The sequence below is a fragment of the Tahibacter amnicola genome (assembly GCF_025398735.1).
Classification (GTDB): Bacteria; Pseudomonadota; Gammaproteobacteria; order Xanthomonadales; family Rhodanobacteraceae; genus Tahibacter; species Tahibacter amnicola.
Genome location: NZ_CP104694.1, coordinates 922,587 through 938,395, shown reverse-complemented (window position 1 = coordinate 938,395; position 15,809 = coordinate 922,587). Strand labels below are relative to the sequence as shown.

The 15,809-nt window shown below is 65.2% G+C and carries 13 protein-coding genes; 6 read left to right on the top strand and 7 right to left on the bottom strand.

All coding sequences use genetic code 11. From position 1 onward, the window contains the following. Positions 1-99: 99 nt before the first annotated feature. The 4 genes from N4264_RS03910 (at position 100) to N4264_RS03895 (ending at position 5,590) form a co-directional block, all read left to right on the top strand. Entirely contained in the window at positions 100-1,383 is a 1,284-nt protein-coding gene (locus N4264_RS03910) for an amidohydrolase family protein (RefSeq protein ID WP_261695770.1), read from the top strand. A 9-nt stretch (positions 1,384-1,392) separates the two neighbouring features. Next, positions 1,393-2,313, top strand: a complete 921-nt coding sequence (locus tag N4264_RS03905; protein ID WP_261695769.1) for an alpha/beta hydrolase — start codon at positions 1,393-1,395, stop codon at positions 2,311-2,313. A 163-nt stretch (positions 2,314-2,476) separates the two neighbouring features. Continuing rightward, entirely contained in the window at positions 2,477-3,883 is a 1,407-nt protein-coding gene (locus N4264_RS03900) for a hypothetical protein (protein WP_261695768.1), read from the top strand. 300 nt (positions 3,884-4,183) lie between these two features. Further along, positions 4,184-5,590, top strand: a complete 1,407-nt coding sequence (locus N4264_RS03895; RefSeq protein ID WP_261695767.1) for a hypothetical protein — start codon at positions 4,184-4,186, stop codon at positions 5,588-5,590. Positions 5,591-5,605: 15 nt separating this feature from the next. Here the strand turns inward: N4264_RS03895 and N4264_RS03890 are convergent, their stop codons facing one another. Both N4264_RS03890 and N4264_RS03885 read right to left on the bottom strand, forming a co-directional pair. Further along, positions 5,606-6,064, bottom strand: a complete 459-nt coding sequence (locus N4264_RS03890) for a RidA family protein (RefSeq protein ID WP_261695766.1) — start codon at positions 6,062-6,064, stop codon at positions 5,606-5,608. 8 nt (positions 6,065-6,072) lie between these two features. Beyond that, positions 6,073-6,819, bottom strand: a complete 747-nt coding sequence (locus tag N4264_RS03885) for an NADPH-dependent F420 reductase (RefSeq protein WP_261695765.1) — start codon at positions 6,817-6,819, stop codon at positions 6,073-6,075. A gap of 112 nt (positions 6,820-6,931) precedes the next feature. On the opposite strand from N4264_RS03885, the gene gcvA reads away from it, so the two are divergent. Continuing rightward, a complete protein-coding gene (gcvA, locus tag N4264_RS03880; RefSeq protein WP_261695764.1) occupies positions 6,932-7,879 on the top strand; it encodes a transcriptional regulator GcvA in 948 nt (315 codons plus the stop codon). A gap of 121 nt (positions 7,880-8,000) precedes the next feature. Here the strand turns inward: gcvA and N4264_RS03875 are convergent, their stop codons facing one another. Both N4264_RS03875 and N4264_RS03870 read right to left on the bottom strand, forming a co-directional pair. After that, positions 8,001-8,303: a hypothetical protein gene (locus N4264_RS03875; protein ID WP_261695763.1), complete on the bottom strand. Its 303-nt coding sequence runs from the start codon at positions 8,301-8,303 to the stop codon at positions 8,001-8,003. Positions 8,304-8,625: 322 nt separating this feature from the next. After that, entirely contained in the window at positions 8,626-10,344 is a 1,719-nt protein-coding gene (locus tag N4264_RS03870; protein ID WP_261695762.1) for a flavin monoamine oxidase family protein, read from the bottom strand. Between the two features lie 407 nt (positions 10,345-10,751). On the opposite strand from N4264_RS03870, the gene N4264_RS03865 reads away from it, so the two are divergent. After that, entirely contained in the window at positions 10,752-12,191 is a 1,440-nt protein-coding gene (locus N4264_RS03865) for a lytic polysaccharide monooxygenase auxiliary activity family 9 protein (protein WP_261695761.1), read from the top strand. A 49-nt stretch (positions 12,192-12,240) separates the two neighbouring features. Here N4264_RS03865 and N4264_RS03860 read toward each other — a convergent pair whose 3' ends face one another. From N4264_RS03860 to groL, 3 genes are all read right to left on the bottom strand, one after another. Then, the gene (locus N4264_RS03860; RefSeq protein ID WP_261695760.1) at positions 12,241-13,497 is read right to left on the bottom strand and encodes a type II toxin-antitoxin system HipA family toxin; all 1,257 of its coding nucleotides are present in this window, start codon (positions 13,495-13,497) and stop codon (positions 12,241-12,243) included. Beyond that, positions 13,497-13,763, bottom strand: a complete 267-nt coding sequence (locus N4264_RS03855; protein ID WP_261695759.1) for a helix-turn-helix domain-containing protein — start codon at positions 13,761-13,763, stop codon at positions 13,497-13,499. Before N4264_RS03855 ends, N4264_RS03860 begins: the two co-directional genes overlap by 1 nt. A 343-nt stretch (positions 13,764-14,106) precedes the next feature. Next, positions 14,107-15,756, bottom strand: coding sequence for a chaperonin GroEL (gene groL, locus N4264_RS03850; RefSeq protein WP_261695758.1), 1,650 nt, complete (start codon positions 15,754-15,756; stop codon positions 14,107-14,109). Positions 15,757-15,809 lie beyond the last annotated feature (53 nt).

The window sequence follows — 15,809 nt, the reverse complement described above, 5'->3', positions numbered from 1 at the left end:
TTCCCATCGCTGCGTTCAGGCCGACTCCCGGCGGGCCTGACGCGCCCTCTGTCCGCCGCATGGTAATTTTCCCGTTCCAGCCGCCCGGTCACCCGCCCCATGGACCTCATCCTCCGCCACGCCTCACTTCCCGACGGCCGTCGTGACATCGATATCGGCATCGCCGACGGACACATCGCTGCCGTCGGTCCTGCGCTCGCCGCATCCGGCAGCGAAGAGATCGATGTCGCCGGCCGCCTGGTCACATCGCCGTTCGTGGATGCGCACTTCCACATGGACGCCACGCTGTCGCTGGGCCTGCCGCGGATCAACCAGTCGGGCACGTTGCTCGAAGGCATTGCGCTGTGGGGCGAACTCAAGCCGGACCTCACCCAGGATGCCGTCGTCGCCCGCGCCATGGCCTACTGCGATATGGCGGTGGCCCAGGGGCTGCTGGCGATCCGCAGCCATGTCGATGTCTGCGACGACCGGCTGCTCGCCGTCGAGGCCCTGCTTGAGGTGAAGCGTCGCGTGGCGCCCTACCTGGATCTCCAGCTCGTCGCCTTCCCGCAGGATGGCGTGCTGCGCTCGGCCAACGGTCAACGCAACCTCGTCCGGGCGCTGGACATGGGCGTGGAGGTGGTCGGCGGCATCCCGCACTTCGAGCGAACCATGGCCGATGGTGCGACCTCGGTGCGACTGCTGTGCGAGATCGCCGCGGAGCGCGGCCTGCTCGTGGACATGCACTGCGACGAATCCGATGACCCGCATTCGCGTCATATCGAGACACTGGCTGCGGAATCGCTGCGCCTGGGGCTGCAGGGCCGCGTTGCCGGCTCGCACCTGACGTCCATGCACTCGATGGACAATTACTACGTTTCCAAATTGTTGCCATTGATGGCCGAGAGTGGCGTCGCTGCCATCGCCAATCCGTTGATCAACATCACCTTGCAGGGGCGCCACGACACCTACCCCAAGCGCCGCGGCATGACCCGCGTGCCGGAGCTGATGGCGGCCGGCGTGCCGGTGGCGTTTGGGCACGACTGCGTGATGGATCCGTGGTATTCCTTCGGCTCCGGCGACATGCTCGAGGTGGCGCACATGGCCATCCATGTCGGCCAGCTCACTTCGCGCACCGCGATAGCGAGCGCGTTCGAGTCCGTCACCACCACGCCGGCGAAAATCCTCCACCTTGAGGGTTATGGACTCGCTCCGGGCTGCCACGCCGACCTGGTCGTATTGCAGGCGGCCGATCCGTTCGAAGCCATCCGCCTGCGCGCGACGCGTCTTCTGGTACTGCGCCGAGGCAAGGTGATCGCGCGCGCGCCCGAGCGGCGAACGGCACTGATGCTCGATGGCCGCCCGGATTCGGTGACCCTGGAATTTGACGCAGGCGGCGCGTAACCCGGCGCGATGCGGGCAGGACCATCCACGGCCACACGCGCCTTTCGTGCATTCGCGCTGGCGGCCGCGTTATCGCAGTGCGTTCCCGCGCTTGCCGGCTCCGTCAGCCTGCCACGGACAGAACGGTGGCCACTCCAAGCGGCCCCGAACAAGCACGACTATGTCATCGACGTCGCCCTGCCCCGCAGCTATGCGGAGAAGGGCAACGCACGGCGCTATCCGGTCATCGTCACGCTCGACGCCGGTTACGCCTTTGCCATCACGCGCAATGTCGTGGAGCACCTGAGCGATCGCGACAACCTGCCCGAGGCGATCGTCGTCAGCGTGGGCTATCCGGGTGGTATCGAAGACTATCCGGCGTACCGGCGCACCCGTACGCGCGATTACACGCCACTGCACTGGCCCGACGGTGGTTACGGGCCGCCGTTCCAGAAACATTCCGGCGGCGGGCCGGCGTTCCGCGACTTCCTGCTGGACACGGTGAAACCCGCCCTGGCGCGACGCTATCGCGTCGAGCCGGACGACTGGACGCTCGTCGGTCATTCCTACGGCGGTCTTTTTGGCGCCTGGCTGCTCACCACGCGACCGGCGGCCTTCCAGCGCTGGCTGATCGTCAGTCCTTCCCTGTGGTACGCCGATCGATGGCTGTTCCAGGCGGAAGCACGCGCAAATGCCGAACGCGACGACCTGTCCGCCCGTGTGTTCCTGACGGTGGGTGCGAATGAAGATGCGCAAATGGCGGCCGACCTGCACGCATTTTCCCGCCAGCTGTGCGCGCACCGGTGGCCGTCGTTCGCGCTGTACAGCCACGTGTTCGAGGACGAAAACCACAACACTGTATTTCCGGCCGCACTGACGCGTGGGTTGCGGGTCCTGTTCGACGAACAGCCGCATCGGGATTCCTGCGAGCGAACCGCCGTGCGGCCGTGACGTCCCGATCAGTGGACACCCGGCCGGGACAGGCCCTGTTCCGTCCCGGAAGTTGACAGTTTCCCGCGGTTCGCCGCCGATCTTTCCCGCCGCGTGCCTGCTATCTTCCGCCTCCGGCGCCGTCCTGCGTATCTGACGGACAGGCCTATGCGGAGTTCCGAACATGACCTTGAAGTACCTCAAACTACGCGCCGCCGCGCTGGCCGCCGCGACCGGCCTGGCGCCCATGCTGGCCTCAGCCGCGATCTATACCGTCGGCCCCGGCGGCACGCACACCACCATCCAGGGGGCCATCGATGCGGCGCTGGCGAGCGCCGGCAACGATGAAGTCCGCGTGCACACGGGCACCTATAACGAAGCGATCAACGTCCCGTTCACCATGACGACCGACCGGCTGGTGATGAGCGGTGGCTGGAATGATGGCTATGCCACGCAGGCGGCCGATGGTGCCTTGAACACCATCGTCTCGCCCGGCGCCAACCAGATCGCCGCCAGGCTGGGGCCGACCGGTGGAACCCTGGTCGTGGACCGCTTCCACTTCTACGGCGCAGAGGTCAACGCCAGCGGCAACCAGGGCGGTGCCGGAATGCGCATCTTCATGAGTAACGGCGACGCGTCGGTCACCGTCACCGGCAGCATTTTCCAGGAGAACGTCCTTACTGGCAGCACCGGAAATGCCGTACGCGGCGCCGCGTTGCACGCCGATGCCAGCGGCGGCGGGACACTGATCGTGTCGAACAACCAGTTCATCAATAATCGCGGCGTCATCGCCCAGGGGCACTCGGAGATCATCGCCGGTGCCGTTATCCAGTTCGGGTGCTATGGAACGCGCAATTGCCATATGCTGGGAAACACCGTCCTGAACTCCACAGCCGATGCACCCGGCCGGCAGGTCTTCGGTATGGTGCGGGTGATTGCGGGGGCCGACAGCACCGTGCGCTTCGATCGCAACCGCATCGAGGGCCTGGTATTTGGTTCCACGACGTCCGAGGCACGGCCGCGCAGCCTGAGCCTGGAGGCCTATACGAACGGCTCGCTCGTCGCGCGGGGCAATCGCATCCATGCCGGCTCGCCGGTCGGCACGATCATCACCGGGCCAGAGGTTTCCCTCAACGCGGGCGACCAGGCCAGCATCCTTTTTGGCGACAGCCTGGTCGCCAGGGCGCCGCGCTACGCCGTCACGACAGACATTTCCAGCTCTGCCGTCGTCCACCTGACCAACCTGACGCTGGCCGACAATGGCTACGATGTATACATGTCGTCCACGTCGAGCAACCCGGCGCAGGTCAGCAACAACCTGATGGGTTCGGCGTTTGACGACAATACCTTCAATGGCGCGCAGCTGCAGAACAACCGCTTCGGCCTGACACTGCCCTTCGTCGCACCGTCGCTGTATGACTACAGCCTCGCCAGACCAGTGGTTTCCGTCACCGACAGCGGCACCAATACACCGGTCGGCGGGCTGGGCACGGTCGATATCGCAGGGGCTGCGCGGCTGCAAGGCGCAACGGTCGATATCGGTGCCTGGGAAGACTCCGATCGCATCTTTGCGGACCGCCTGGACCGCTGACGGACGCGACGGCTGGTCCTTCGTTCACTGCCCATCGCAGCACCCGATGGCAGGGATGCCTGAACAAGGCGCGCTTTGTCGTTTCGGTGCCCCCTTGAGTCAAGCGGCTGGCCGAACGCTGGAAAAGCCAGCGTTTGGAGGGGTAGTGGGTACGTGGCGCCGCAGGCTTTCGCTTGTTGGGGCTTTGCCTGGCGAGCAACGGATGGCAGCTGACCCGCCTTTGCATTCGGCCGCCGGAGAATCGTCCCCGGATTTGCGCATGAGCGGGAACTGACACGCCATATCCGGACGGGTTCCGCCATGCTGCCTCGCCTTTGCCTGCTCACCCTGGGTCTCGCTGCCACGACCGCCTGGTCGCAGACGGTAGGCCTGGACAGTCGTTTCGGCCCGGGAGGCGTCAAGGCGTATCACCCGCCGACCGCTGGCAACAGCGAGAGCCGCGGACTGGCAACCTGCGCCGGGCCGGAATCCACCTTGAATGTGGTGGCCCAGATCGGCACCACGGAATTGGCGACGCTGCGCCTCCTGCCCAACGGGCAGGTCGACACGCGCTTCTCAGGCGACGGAGTCGAGAGTGTGTTCCCGACCATGACGACCGACACTGCCCTGGTCGGCACGTGCATTGGCGGTGGCGCCGTCCTGGTTGCGCGCATGGTGCGGGGCACGGATCTCGACCGGAACATCGAAATCGTCAAGCTGCAGCAGGACGGTCGCTTTGACACCAGCTTCGGCGATGGCGGAAAGCGCCTGCTCGACCTCGATGCGCACATCACCGGTCTGGGCCTGCTTGAAGTGCCGTTCAACATCAACGTGGGCGCCAGCAACGAGATCTACATTACCGGCCAGGTGACGCTCGAGGCGGCAGGCCAGCTTGATCCGTTCGTCGCGCGGCTTACGGCCAACGGCACCGTCACCGACGTCCGGCGCGTGAGTGTGCCGAACTTCGATACCTACTATGCCTCTGCCGCGGGGATCGGCGTCGACGGCCGTTTATGGGTCGCAGGCACCGGGCGGCGCCTGGATCCCAATACCCTGACCTGGTACAAGGCCGAGCTGGACCCGGCCTCGGGCGCACTCCTGGGTTTTGACGTCGGCACGACAGGCAATGTCTTTGTCGGTGCCGGCCGCGTGCTGCCCAACGGCATCATGGCGCTGGCCGCGCGCTTCCGCCCGCAGAATTCACCGGATGATCCCTACCGCCCACGGATGCTGGTGCTGCGCGAGGCCGGCAACAGCATGATCACGCTGCCTGATACGCCCGTCGTCGACGGTAGGCCGTCGACAATCGGCGATCAGCTGTACTCTGCGTCGATCATTCCGATCGCGAATGGTCGCGTGCTGTACGGCGCCGCCGTCCGCACGCTGGGCACCCCATCGCGGACCGAATCACCCGATCCGCTGCGCAGCGAGGAGAACGCCTATCTGGGAACCTACGTCAGCGTCATCGAGCTGGGCGATGCACCAGCGCAGGATCACGTCTACACCGAATTCGGCAGTCACGGCGCGCTCTTCTTCGCCTACGGCGGCAACGCCCCCTGCGGGAACGGCCTGCCCCCGTCACAATTTCCCACGCGCTTCAGCAACTGGCAGGGAAAGCCCGTGATGGTCGGATCCACCAACCCGGACTGTTCATCCAGCCAGTCAAACATTCTCGTCGCACGGATGCAGGGCGACGACACCTTGTTTGCGGACGATTTCGGCGGATGACGCTCGGCGTGCTCCTCACTGCAGCACGAACTCCACCACCAGTTCCACCGCCGCGCCGGCCGGCAAGTGGGACACGCCCACTGCCGCCCGGGCGTGCGTGCCGCGATCGCCCAGCGCGGCGACCAGCACGTCGGACGCACCGTCGATCACGGCGGCCTGCCCGATGAACCCCGGTGCTGACGCCACGTAGCCGGTGATCCGCGTCAGCGCGACACGGTCGATAGCCTCGTGCAGCGCATGACGCAACTGAGCGACGACGTTGCGGGCGCACAGTGCTGCCGCGCGATAGCCCTGCTGGACGTCCAGCTCCCTGCCGACGCGACCGCGAAACACCACGACGTCGTGCTCGATCGGCAGCTGCCCGGAGACGGCGCCGACAGAACCGCGCACCACGACGGCGCGGTAGTTTCCCAGTGGCGACGGCGGGCAGTCGCCGATGGCGTCGACGCCATCCATGGGAGCATCGTCCTTCATCGCGGTCATCACCGGGCAATCAGCGCGCGGATCGGATCCTTCACGCCCGGCGTCCACGCTTCGCCCAGCAGACGCCAGTTCATGCGTGGAAACCAGGCGTAGCGCTGTCCGAGCTCGCCCGCCAGCAGTGTCATGCGTTCCACCGTCCGCGCATTTTTCAGCGCACCCGCGTCGATGTAGCGGAACGGCGTTCCCTGGCCCAAAGCGATGACATGCGCCCGCGCCGCTTCGTCATCACCCACGACGAAGACATCGCTCACCTGGCCGTCGAACTGCGGCGTGTCGAACACCTCCCACCAGACATTCTTGAAGGCACCCACGACGCGTGTGCGCGGAAACCGCTTCTGGATCTCCTCAGCACTGCTGGTGTTCCAGTCGAACAGGAAATCGTCATAGGTGGCATTGAACGGATTGCTGATGTCGATGAGCAGCTTGCCCTCCAGCGCCGGGCGCAGCGTCTCAAGCAGATCAAACAGCCCGTCGCGCACAAACGCCGCCGGAATGACGATCGGGGCCGCCGCCGCCTCGTCGTAGCGGCCACCGCGAATACCGGGCAGTGCCAGCCCCTCGGCGATGCGCGCAGCGCGCGCCGGATCGCGCGATCCGAGTATCACCGTATGGCCGACACGCGCGAACAGGGCGGCAAGCCGCACACCCATCCGGCCGGTGCCGAGAATGCCGATCGTGTCAGCGCGTGTGTGGCCGTTGGTTTCCTGCGTGGACATGTATTGCCTCATTTCGTGAATGGAATTCATGATGGTGCTCCCCGGGCCATCCGGTTGGCGCCACCTGCCGTGCACAGTAGGCTCGGCAGGCAGTAGCAGCAAACGAATGTTTCGCACACCAATTCATGAGGCCTGTTCATCAATGTCCCGCGCATTTCCGCCCCTGGCCTCCCTCCGCGCCTTCGAAGCCGCGGGCCGGCTCATGAGCTTCACCAAGGCGGCTGACGAACTGCACGTCACGCCCGCCGCGATCAGCCACCAGATCAAGGGGCTGGAAACGCACCTGGGGGTCGCCCTGTTCCAGCGAACCACGCGACGACTGCAACTCACCGACGAAGGTCGCGTATCACTGGCCTACTTCCGGGAGGGTTTTGAACGTCTCGCCCGCGGCGTGGAGGTGCTGCGCCGCGGCAGCACGCAACGCGCACTGACGATCAGCACGTCGCCCTCGTTTGCGGCGAAGTGGCTGGTGCCGCGGCTGGCATCCTTTGCGCGCGCCTGTCCTGGCATCGATCTGCGCCTGACCGCCAGTACCACCCTGGTGGACTTCCATCGCGACGACGTCGACGCCGCAATCCGCTTTGGCGGCGGATCCTACGAGGGCCTCACCGCCTGGAAACTGTTCGATGAAGCGCTCACGCCCATGCTGAGCCCGAAGCTGACAGGTCGGCGGAAGCGGGTCGATCCCGCGGCGCTGGCGGATCTTCCGCTGCTGCACGACGATTCAATGCGGCGCGTGGGCCGCCAGCCGGGCTGGCGCGACTGGCTGCGCCAGGCGGGTGTCACGGGCGTGGATACGGGCCGCGGGACGCATTTTGACGACGGCCATCTCGTGCTTCAGGCCGCCGCGGAAGGACGTGGCGTCGCGCTGGGCCGCTGCGTGCTGGCCCGCGACGATCTCGCGGCAGGCGTACTGATAGCGCCGTTTCCGCTGCGGTTGACGCTGAATATCGGTTACTACCTCGTGGTGCCGGACCATCGCCTGGATCATCCGGCGATCGAGCAGTTGCGGCGTTGGCTGCTGGCGGAGTCGGCATTGCCGCCGATCGCGCGGACGCTGCGGCGCCCGTCACGCACACCGGCCGGATGAGGGCATGAGCAGCGCATCGACGCACCACGTCGTCACGCTGCTCGAACCCGGGTACTTCACGAGGGGCGCGGTTGCATCGACGGCATCCCGTCACGCAGTGTGGTGACCTTGACGGGCCGGATCAGGAACCGGAATCCGGCCGGGGTACCTGCACGGCGACGGCTTCGCCGCTTTCCTGGGCCTTGCGCATGGCAGCCACCAGCTGCGCGAAACGATGCGGACCGACCGCCGCCTCGAACTTGCGTTTTACCAACGTATACGATGCGGGGTACTCCGCATAGGCGCTGCGCGCGCCAAGCACCATGCTGACCTGCCGTTTGCTCAGGCCCGACTCATTGGCGAGCTGTTCGATATCGATGACGGTATCGGCCATGGCCGGAACGGCGAAGAAGGCGAGCGTCATCACCAACCAACGTGCTTTCATGACAGCCTCCGAACGATGTGTCCGGCAAGCGGGCCGGACGCCGTGCGATCGGTGATCGCGGTGCCGTGGTGCGTCCCTGCCGGGCACGTTGATTGGACGCCCATGGACGCGCGCTGGCTGCAGGCGCGGGAGATTCGCGCAGTTTCTGTATCGTTCGGCTGGCACTTCAACGCACTTGCAACGTCAGACCCAACCAATGGGTGGGTTCCGGAAGTCATGCTTGCGCAGAAACGGCAACGGTGCCGCGGCATGGATCCGCGAGGGGGCCGTGCGTACCTTGCCGTCGCCGGACTGCGCGTCCGGCGACGGTGTGCTGCAGCGCTCAGTACGCGCCGGTCACGCTGCCCGAGTGCGGGGCTTCGAGCACTTCCTGCTCGGCTTCCGCACGCAGTGCCGTCCGGCCCATGATCAGCTCGACCGCGTGGTAGGCCGACAGGACGGCGCCCTCCTGCCATCCGGGCAGGTAGGACACCTGGTCGCCGCCGACCGTGAAGCGCTGGTCCGGCCGCAGCAATCGCCGGTAAGCCTCCTTGTGCGACGGATTGGTGCGGTCCCATTCCGCCCAGCCACCGCCGATGTAGGGCACTTGCTGCCACGCAATGGAAAGGCCCGTTGCCACGGGCACGTACTGGCGGAAATCCGGGTGCAGGCGTTCGCCGCCCTGCAGGCCCACCTCCAGCCGCTGCTCCAAGGACAATTCGCCGAATGTCGTGGCGACCGGATTTCCCGGCGAATCGTAGTTGTAGGCACCGGTGAGGATGGCCGGCCCCTTGGAGAAGTAGCCCGAGGAGGGATACCACATCTGCGTGATCGGATGATTGATCCAGCTGATGCCGCCGAAGATCTGCGGCCCGTTGGCATCCTGGGCGGTACGCAGGTTCTCCCAGAAGCGTTCAGCCGCCTGCCAGCCAACCTTGCACGTCTTTGCAAATTCCACACTTCCCACGGCCTTGACAAACGCCGGCTGGAACGACTTTTTGTCCATCAACGGCCCGAGCAGCGGCAGGGGAATTGTCGAGAAGCAGTAGTCGGCCTCGCGCTGTGACTTGTCCGCAAACCACACGGTGACCTTCCGACGCCCATTCTGGATTCGTGTCACCGGAAGGCGGGTTTGGATGTGGTCGCGCCCGACGGCGGCCACCAGCGCGTCGATGATCTTGCGCATGCCGCCCACGGGATGGAACAGCGTGGCCTGCCACAGATAGTCCTCGGGCTGGTAGAAGCGGTGTTTCCAGAACTCGGACGTCAGCAGTTCCTTCAGCGACAGCGGCGGAGGCATCCGGCCCGGGCTGGTGACACCTGCATCCTTGACGTAGCCACTGCGCGTGGAGCCCTTGTAGGCGTAGGGCGGGTCAGACTTGTCGGAGATGTCGCCAAATGTGGACAGCAGACTGAGCAGGCTGGCGCGCTCGGAGACCGTCAATTCCTGATCCAGGCATTGGCGATTGATCGCCTTGGCAAGGAGCTCGGCGATATAGCCGCGCGTGTCATTGGCGACCCGGCGGTTTTCCACGGCCTTGGCGTCGAACGCCGAATCGGTCTGGAAACGGTTGGCGCGCGTTTCCATGATGTAGGGCTCGAGCGCGACATTCAGTTCGCGGCACAGCTCTAGCAGGGCGACGTGGTGATAGGGAATGCGGCCACAACCGGCCTCGAAGTACTGCGTGGACGGGTCGCCGCTGAAGCGACAGGTCTGGTCGGTGCGCCCGGTCTGGTGGATGACGTTGCGCTGATCCGTCGCGGCCGTGCTGACGGTGAAATTGCGCCCACCGATGCGATCGGAGGCTTCCACGACCGTCACCGCATACCCGGCCTGGCGCAACCGGTAGGCCGCGGTCAGGCCGGCCACGCCGGCGCCGAGGACCAGCACGGATTTTCCTGCACCGGGCGATCCGCTGGTGTCGGGCGCTCCGGCATACGCCGGGGGTGTGGCGAGCAGATTCAGCGCCACCATGGTTTCGTACACCGCTGCCGCGCCCCCGGCGGCTCCGACCATTTCCAGGAACTGACGCCGAGTGACGGGCTTGCCTTCCTCGTTCATACCGGACTCCCCTTGGCCACGTGACAAGAACGCGCCGTCCGCCGACGGCACGGGCATCCGCCGGTGTCTGGGCACGCACACATTCCCCATTCCGATAATGGCACAACGCCGCATTGTCCGTATTGCTACAAGCGGACAGACGCCGCTGCGGCAGCGCAACATGGCAGGTCGAATACCAGTGCCAGACCGGCCGCCTTGTACCCCATTCAGATCATGGCGACCTCATCCGGCACGGTCCGCGGCGGGCGGACGGATCGCGCCCGCCACACGCGCCGGCCATATTTCACTTCGGAATTAGTGGCGGAAATTGTCCCGGCGTGTCATGGCGGCGTCAGGGGAGCACGCCACACGCCACCGGCATTCGTCCGCCGGCGGCCTCTCACCAACGCCTTGAGGAGGCTCGCCCCATGAACCGCATTCCGTTCCTACGGTGGATGTCCCGCATCGTGCTGCTGTCGCCGCTCGTCGCCACGTCGCCGGCGTGGTCGCACGGGTCGATGATCATTCCCGAGAGCCGGGTCTACAATTGCTTCCTCAACAACCCGGAAAACCCGACCGACCCGGCGTGCCGCGCCGCAAAGGACCTGGGCGGCAGCCAGGCGTTCTACGACTGGAACGGCGTCAACCAGGCCAATGCCAACAGCAATCACCAGGCCGTGGTGCCGGACGGAAAGTTGTGCAGCGGCAACAACCCGACATTCCGCGGACTGGACCTCGCCCGCGGCGACTGGCAAGCCACGAGCATTGCGCCCCGCGCCGATGGCACCTTCGAATTCGTCTTTCGCGGAACCGCACCGCACGCGACCAAGGACTGGATCTTCTACGTGACACGGCACGGCTGGTCGCCGACGCAACCGCTGCGATGGGCGGATCTGTTCGAGTTCTGCCGCCTGGGGCACGTTCCGCTCGACGGCGACAGGTATCGCCTTCGTTGCCCACTGCCCCAGCTGACCGGCCGCCATATCGTCTACACCGTCTGGCAACGCTCCGACAGTACTGAGGCATTTTATACGTGTACGGATGTGGAGTTCACCGGCGGCACCAATCCCACCTGGACCGACGCCGGCCCGCTGACCGCGCAGAACGCGCTTCCGGTCGGCACCGCGATCAGCCTCCGCCTGTTCAGTGCCGGCGGCGCTGACGTGGAAACCACGACGCATACCCTGGTCGCGGGCCAGGCCGCCGCGGCCGACTGGCCGTTCTTTGTCGCGCAGACGGTCAACGCGCAATCGACACGCGCGCGGATCGGCGTCATTGATGCGGCAGGCACCGTCACGCCCGTGCGCGCCGCGAACGGCAACCGCGTCTACACCCTGGCAAGCGCCAACCTGCGCCACCAGGTCGATATCCGGCTACCCGACACGAATACACCGCCGACAGCGGTCGTGTCCGCGAACCCGACCAGCGTGACAGGCGCCGGTGACGTGGCGTTGTCCGGCGCAGGCTCCAGCGACCCGGACGGACAGGCCCTGACGTTCCAGTGGCAGATCGTCGCCGGCGCCCACGCGACCTTGACCGCCACCACCGGTGCGCAGTCGACTCTGCGATTGACCGCGCCGGCGCAGGACCAGACCGTCACGGTGCAGCTGACCGTCAGCGACGGCGTCGCCACCGACAGCCGTACCGTTGCCATCACGCACCGCAAGGCGGGCGGCGGAAACGTCGATTACGTCTACCCCGCCGGCATCGGCAACTACGTTGCCGGCCAGACCATCGTGCTGGGCAGCGACGGCCAGCGCTACCAATGCCGTCCGTACCCGCAAGGTGGCTGGTGCAATATCAACAGTGCCTACCACTACGCACCGGGGACGGGAACGCATTGGCAGGATGCGTGGGTGAGGTTGTAGGCAGCTGCGGGCTCGCTGTGCGTAAATTCATCGTACGCTGCCGATGCGGCTAGCCCGCATCGGTGGTCAGCCGCACGTGCAGCCACCCTGCACGCTGTTCGATTGTTCTGTGCAGTGATTCCGCAAGGCGCGGCGAAGCCACTCCACCCAGTGAATCGACGATCCCTGGCAGTTGGCGCGTTGCCGATTCGGCAAGCGCCAGCGCCCGTCGGCGCAACTGCGAGACATTCAATCCGATACTGTCGCAAAGACGATGCCAGTGTCGCGTCATGATCCAGGCAGGTCGCTTTTCACCACCGATAGCCATGGCCATGTTCTGCGATAGCTGCGGCCAATACGTGAGGGACAACAAGTCGTAGGCGGGCGCCAGTCGCCATCTGCCATCAGGCCGGCACAGCAGCGAGACGTTCTTTCCATGCGCATCAGCGTTGCCGATGACAAAGTTGAACAGCAGCCAATCAACTAGTTGAAGCCGATCCACTGCTGGCAGTTCGCTGTGCCGGTCGATGACATCAAAGACGGCTTTGAACCCGGGCCCCCCGTCACCTTCGTATTTGTGCTCCGGCAGCACCCCTGTCAGCTGGCAGAAATCCAACTGGTGAAGCCTTACTACACCGTCTGCCCTCTCCACACGGTCGTAGCGCTGGATAAGCAAGAACGGTTCGGGATCCGTGATGACGTACGCGTCGGGAACGGGTATGCCGACTGCGCGGGCCAGCAGCAACGAGACTGCCTCGTTCGCAACGCTATCGGGAAACATCCGCTCAGGCTGCAACGCCGGCTTGAGAATGAAATTGGACGGCGCACCGTTTGCCGGCAGGAACAGTTCGCCATCGCGGTAGAACACCGGCATCTTGTTCTGCGCACCAGCCAGCGAGAGGCGAAGTTCGCCATGGCGCTGCAACAGGGGAACACGGTCCCGAGAGTACGACAGGTCGCTCGCCAATGCCTCCTTGGTATAGGGCAGATAGTGAGGTGCCTTGGGAGGGATCGCGTTGTCGGAGGTAACCACCTCGAATGCGCCTGCACACTCGTCACCAAAGGCTTCCAGGATGCGGTAAATATTGCCGCGCGGCAGCCGCTGCAATCGGCACAGCGCTTCCAAGGTGTGTCCTTCGGGAAGCAGATTCGCAAAAAAGCTCGAGACGACGTCACCGCGATAGGGCGCTTCGCGCAATGGCAGTGTGGGCATGAGCGCGAACGCATCTGCCTTGTCGAGCCATGCAGCCGAGTACGCGAATGTGAGCTCCCGTCCGTCCGTTGTCAGGCATCCCACCCGGACGCCGTGATGAATGACATTTAGCATCAGCGCGTTCCTTGCAGCCGAATTGCGAGCCCGAGCACACCGAGAACGCTGACCAGGTTGCCTAGAGAAACACCGGGGCGGGCATTCTCCAGTGCGATGACGGTGTCACGGCTCACGCCACTCACCAGCGACAGCTGGTCCTGCGTGAGACCGGTAGCGGTCCGTGCCTGTCGGATCTGATCCGCGAGCGTCTGCAGCGCCGGCAGCGTTCCGCGCCGCGCATGGCGACGGGCGCTGGCAGGCAAGTTGGTTATTTCCGACTTCATGCACTCCAGTCCGGTCGTACTCTCGAAAGTCGTACATTGCCGACTTTAGGGGAATCTGGACGCTCTTGCATAGAGATGTCGGCTAAGACCGACTTTTCTGCACAGGTAGCCGGCTGGTCAGGCCGGCGGCGACCAGCGCTGGACATGACCACCGCTTACCCTGGACGTCGCGCGGGCCGATCATCGTGGAAGCCACCTCGTGCCTCCACCGTAGCCAGACACATGCGTCCCCGCATCGGGTAGGGGGCCAGTGCCCCGGCCCCCTAAAAGAAAAAGCCCCGCATTGCTGCGGGGCTTTTCGTCACACCTTCGATCAGGCCCGGAACGGGTTCCGGGCGCGGGATCAGAAGTCCATACCACCCATGCCGCCCATGCCACCGCCGTGGTCATGGCCGCCGGCGGCCGGAGCGTCCTTCTTCGGGGCCTCGGCGACCATGGCTTCGGTCGTGATCATGAGGCCGGCGATCGAGGCGGCGTTCTGCAGGGCAGAACGCGTGACCTTGGTCGGGTCCAGGATGCCGAAAGCGATCATGTCGCCGTATTCGCCGGTCGCGGCGTTGTAGCCGAAGTTGCCCTTGCCTTCCAGGACCTTGTTCAGCACCACCGACGGCTCGTCGCCGCAGTTGGAGACGATTTCGCGCAGCGGCGCTTCCATCGCGCGCTTGGCGATGTTGATGCCGTGGTTCTGGTCTTCGTTGTCACCCTTGAGGCTGGTGAGCGACTGCAGCGCGCGCAGCAGGGCCACGCCGCCGCCCGGGACCACGCCTTCCTCGACGGCCGCACGGGTGGCGTGCAGGGCGTCTTCAACGCGGGCCTTCTTTTCCTTCATTTCGACTTCGGTGGCCGCACCGACCTTGATCACCGCAACGCCGCCGGCGAGCTTCGCCACGCGTTCCTGCAGCTTTTCACGGTCGTAGTCGGACGAGGTTTCCTCGATCTGGGCCTTGATCTGCTTGATGCGGGCCTGGATCGCGTCACCGTCGCCGGCGCCGTCGATGATGGTGGAGTTTTCCTTCGAGACGACGATCTTCTTGGCGCGGCCCAGATCCTTGATCGTGGCCTTTTCCAGCTGCAGGCCGACTTCTTCGGAGATCACGGTACCGCCGGTGAGGACGGCCATGTCTTCGAGCATCGCCTTGCGACGGTCGCCGAAGCCCGGGGCCTTCACGGCGCAGACCTTGACGATGCCACGGATGGTGTTGACCACGAGGGTGGCCAGCGCTTCGCCTTCGACTTCCTCGGCGACGATCAGCAGCGGCTTGCCGGCCTTGGCGACGCCTTCAAGCACCGGCAGCAGTTCGCGCACGTTGGAGATCTTCTTGTCGTGCAGCAGGATGAACGGATCATCCAGCTCGGCCTGCATCGACTGCTGGTTGTTGATGAAGTACGGCGAGAGGTAGCCGCGGTCGAACTGCATGCCTTCGACGACGTCGAGTTCGTTTTCCAGGCCCGAGCCTTCCTCGACGGTGATCACGCCTTCCTTGCCGACCTTCTTCATCGCTTCGGCGATGATTTCGCCGATGTTGGCGTCGGAGTTGGCCGAGATCGTGCCGACCTGGGCGATCGCCTTGTCGTCAGCGGTGGGCTTGGAGAGCGACTTCAGCTCGGCGACGGCGGCGTGCACGGCCTTGTCGATACCGCGCTTGAGGTCCATCGGGTTCATGCCGGCGGCGACGGCCTTCATGCCTTCGCGGATCAGCGCCTGGGCCAGCACGGTGGCGGTGGTGGTGCCGTCGCCAGCGACGTCGGAGGTCTTGGAGGCGACTTCCTTCACCATCTGGGCGCCCATGTTCTCGAACTTGTCGGCCAGTTCGATCTCCTTGGCAACGGACACGCCGTCCTTGGTGATCGTCGGGGCGCCGAAGCTCTTCTCGAGCACGACGTTGCGGCCCTTCGGACCCAGCGTCGCCTTGACGGCGTTGGCCAGGACATTCACGCCACGGACCATGCGGGCGCGGGCGTCTTCGCTAAAACGGATTTCTTTGGCTGCCATGGGAATTTTCTCTCAAAAGGAATGCTGGAATGGGGGATCGTTTCGAGCTGTCG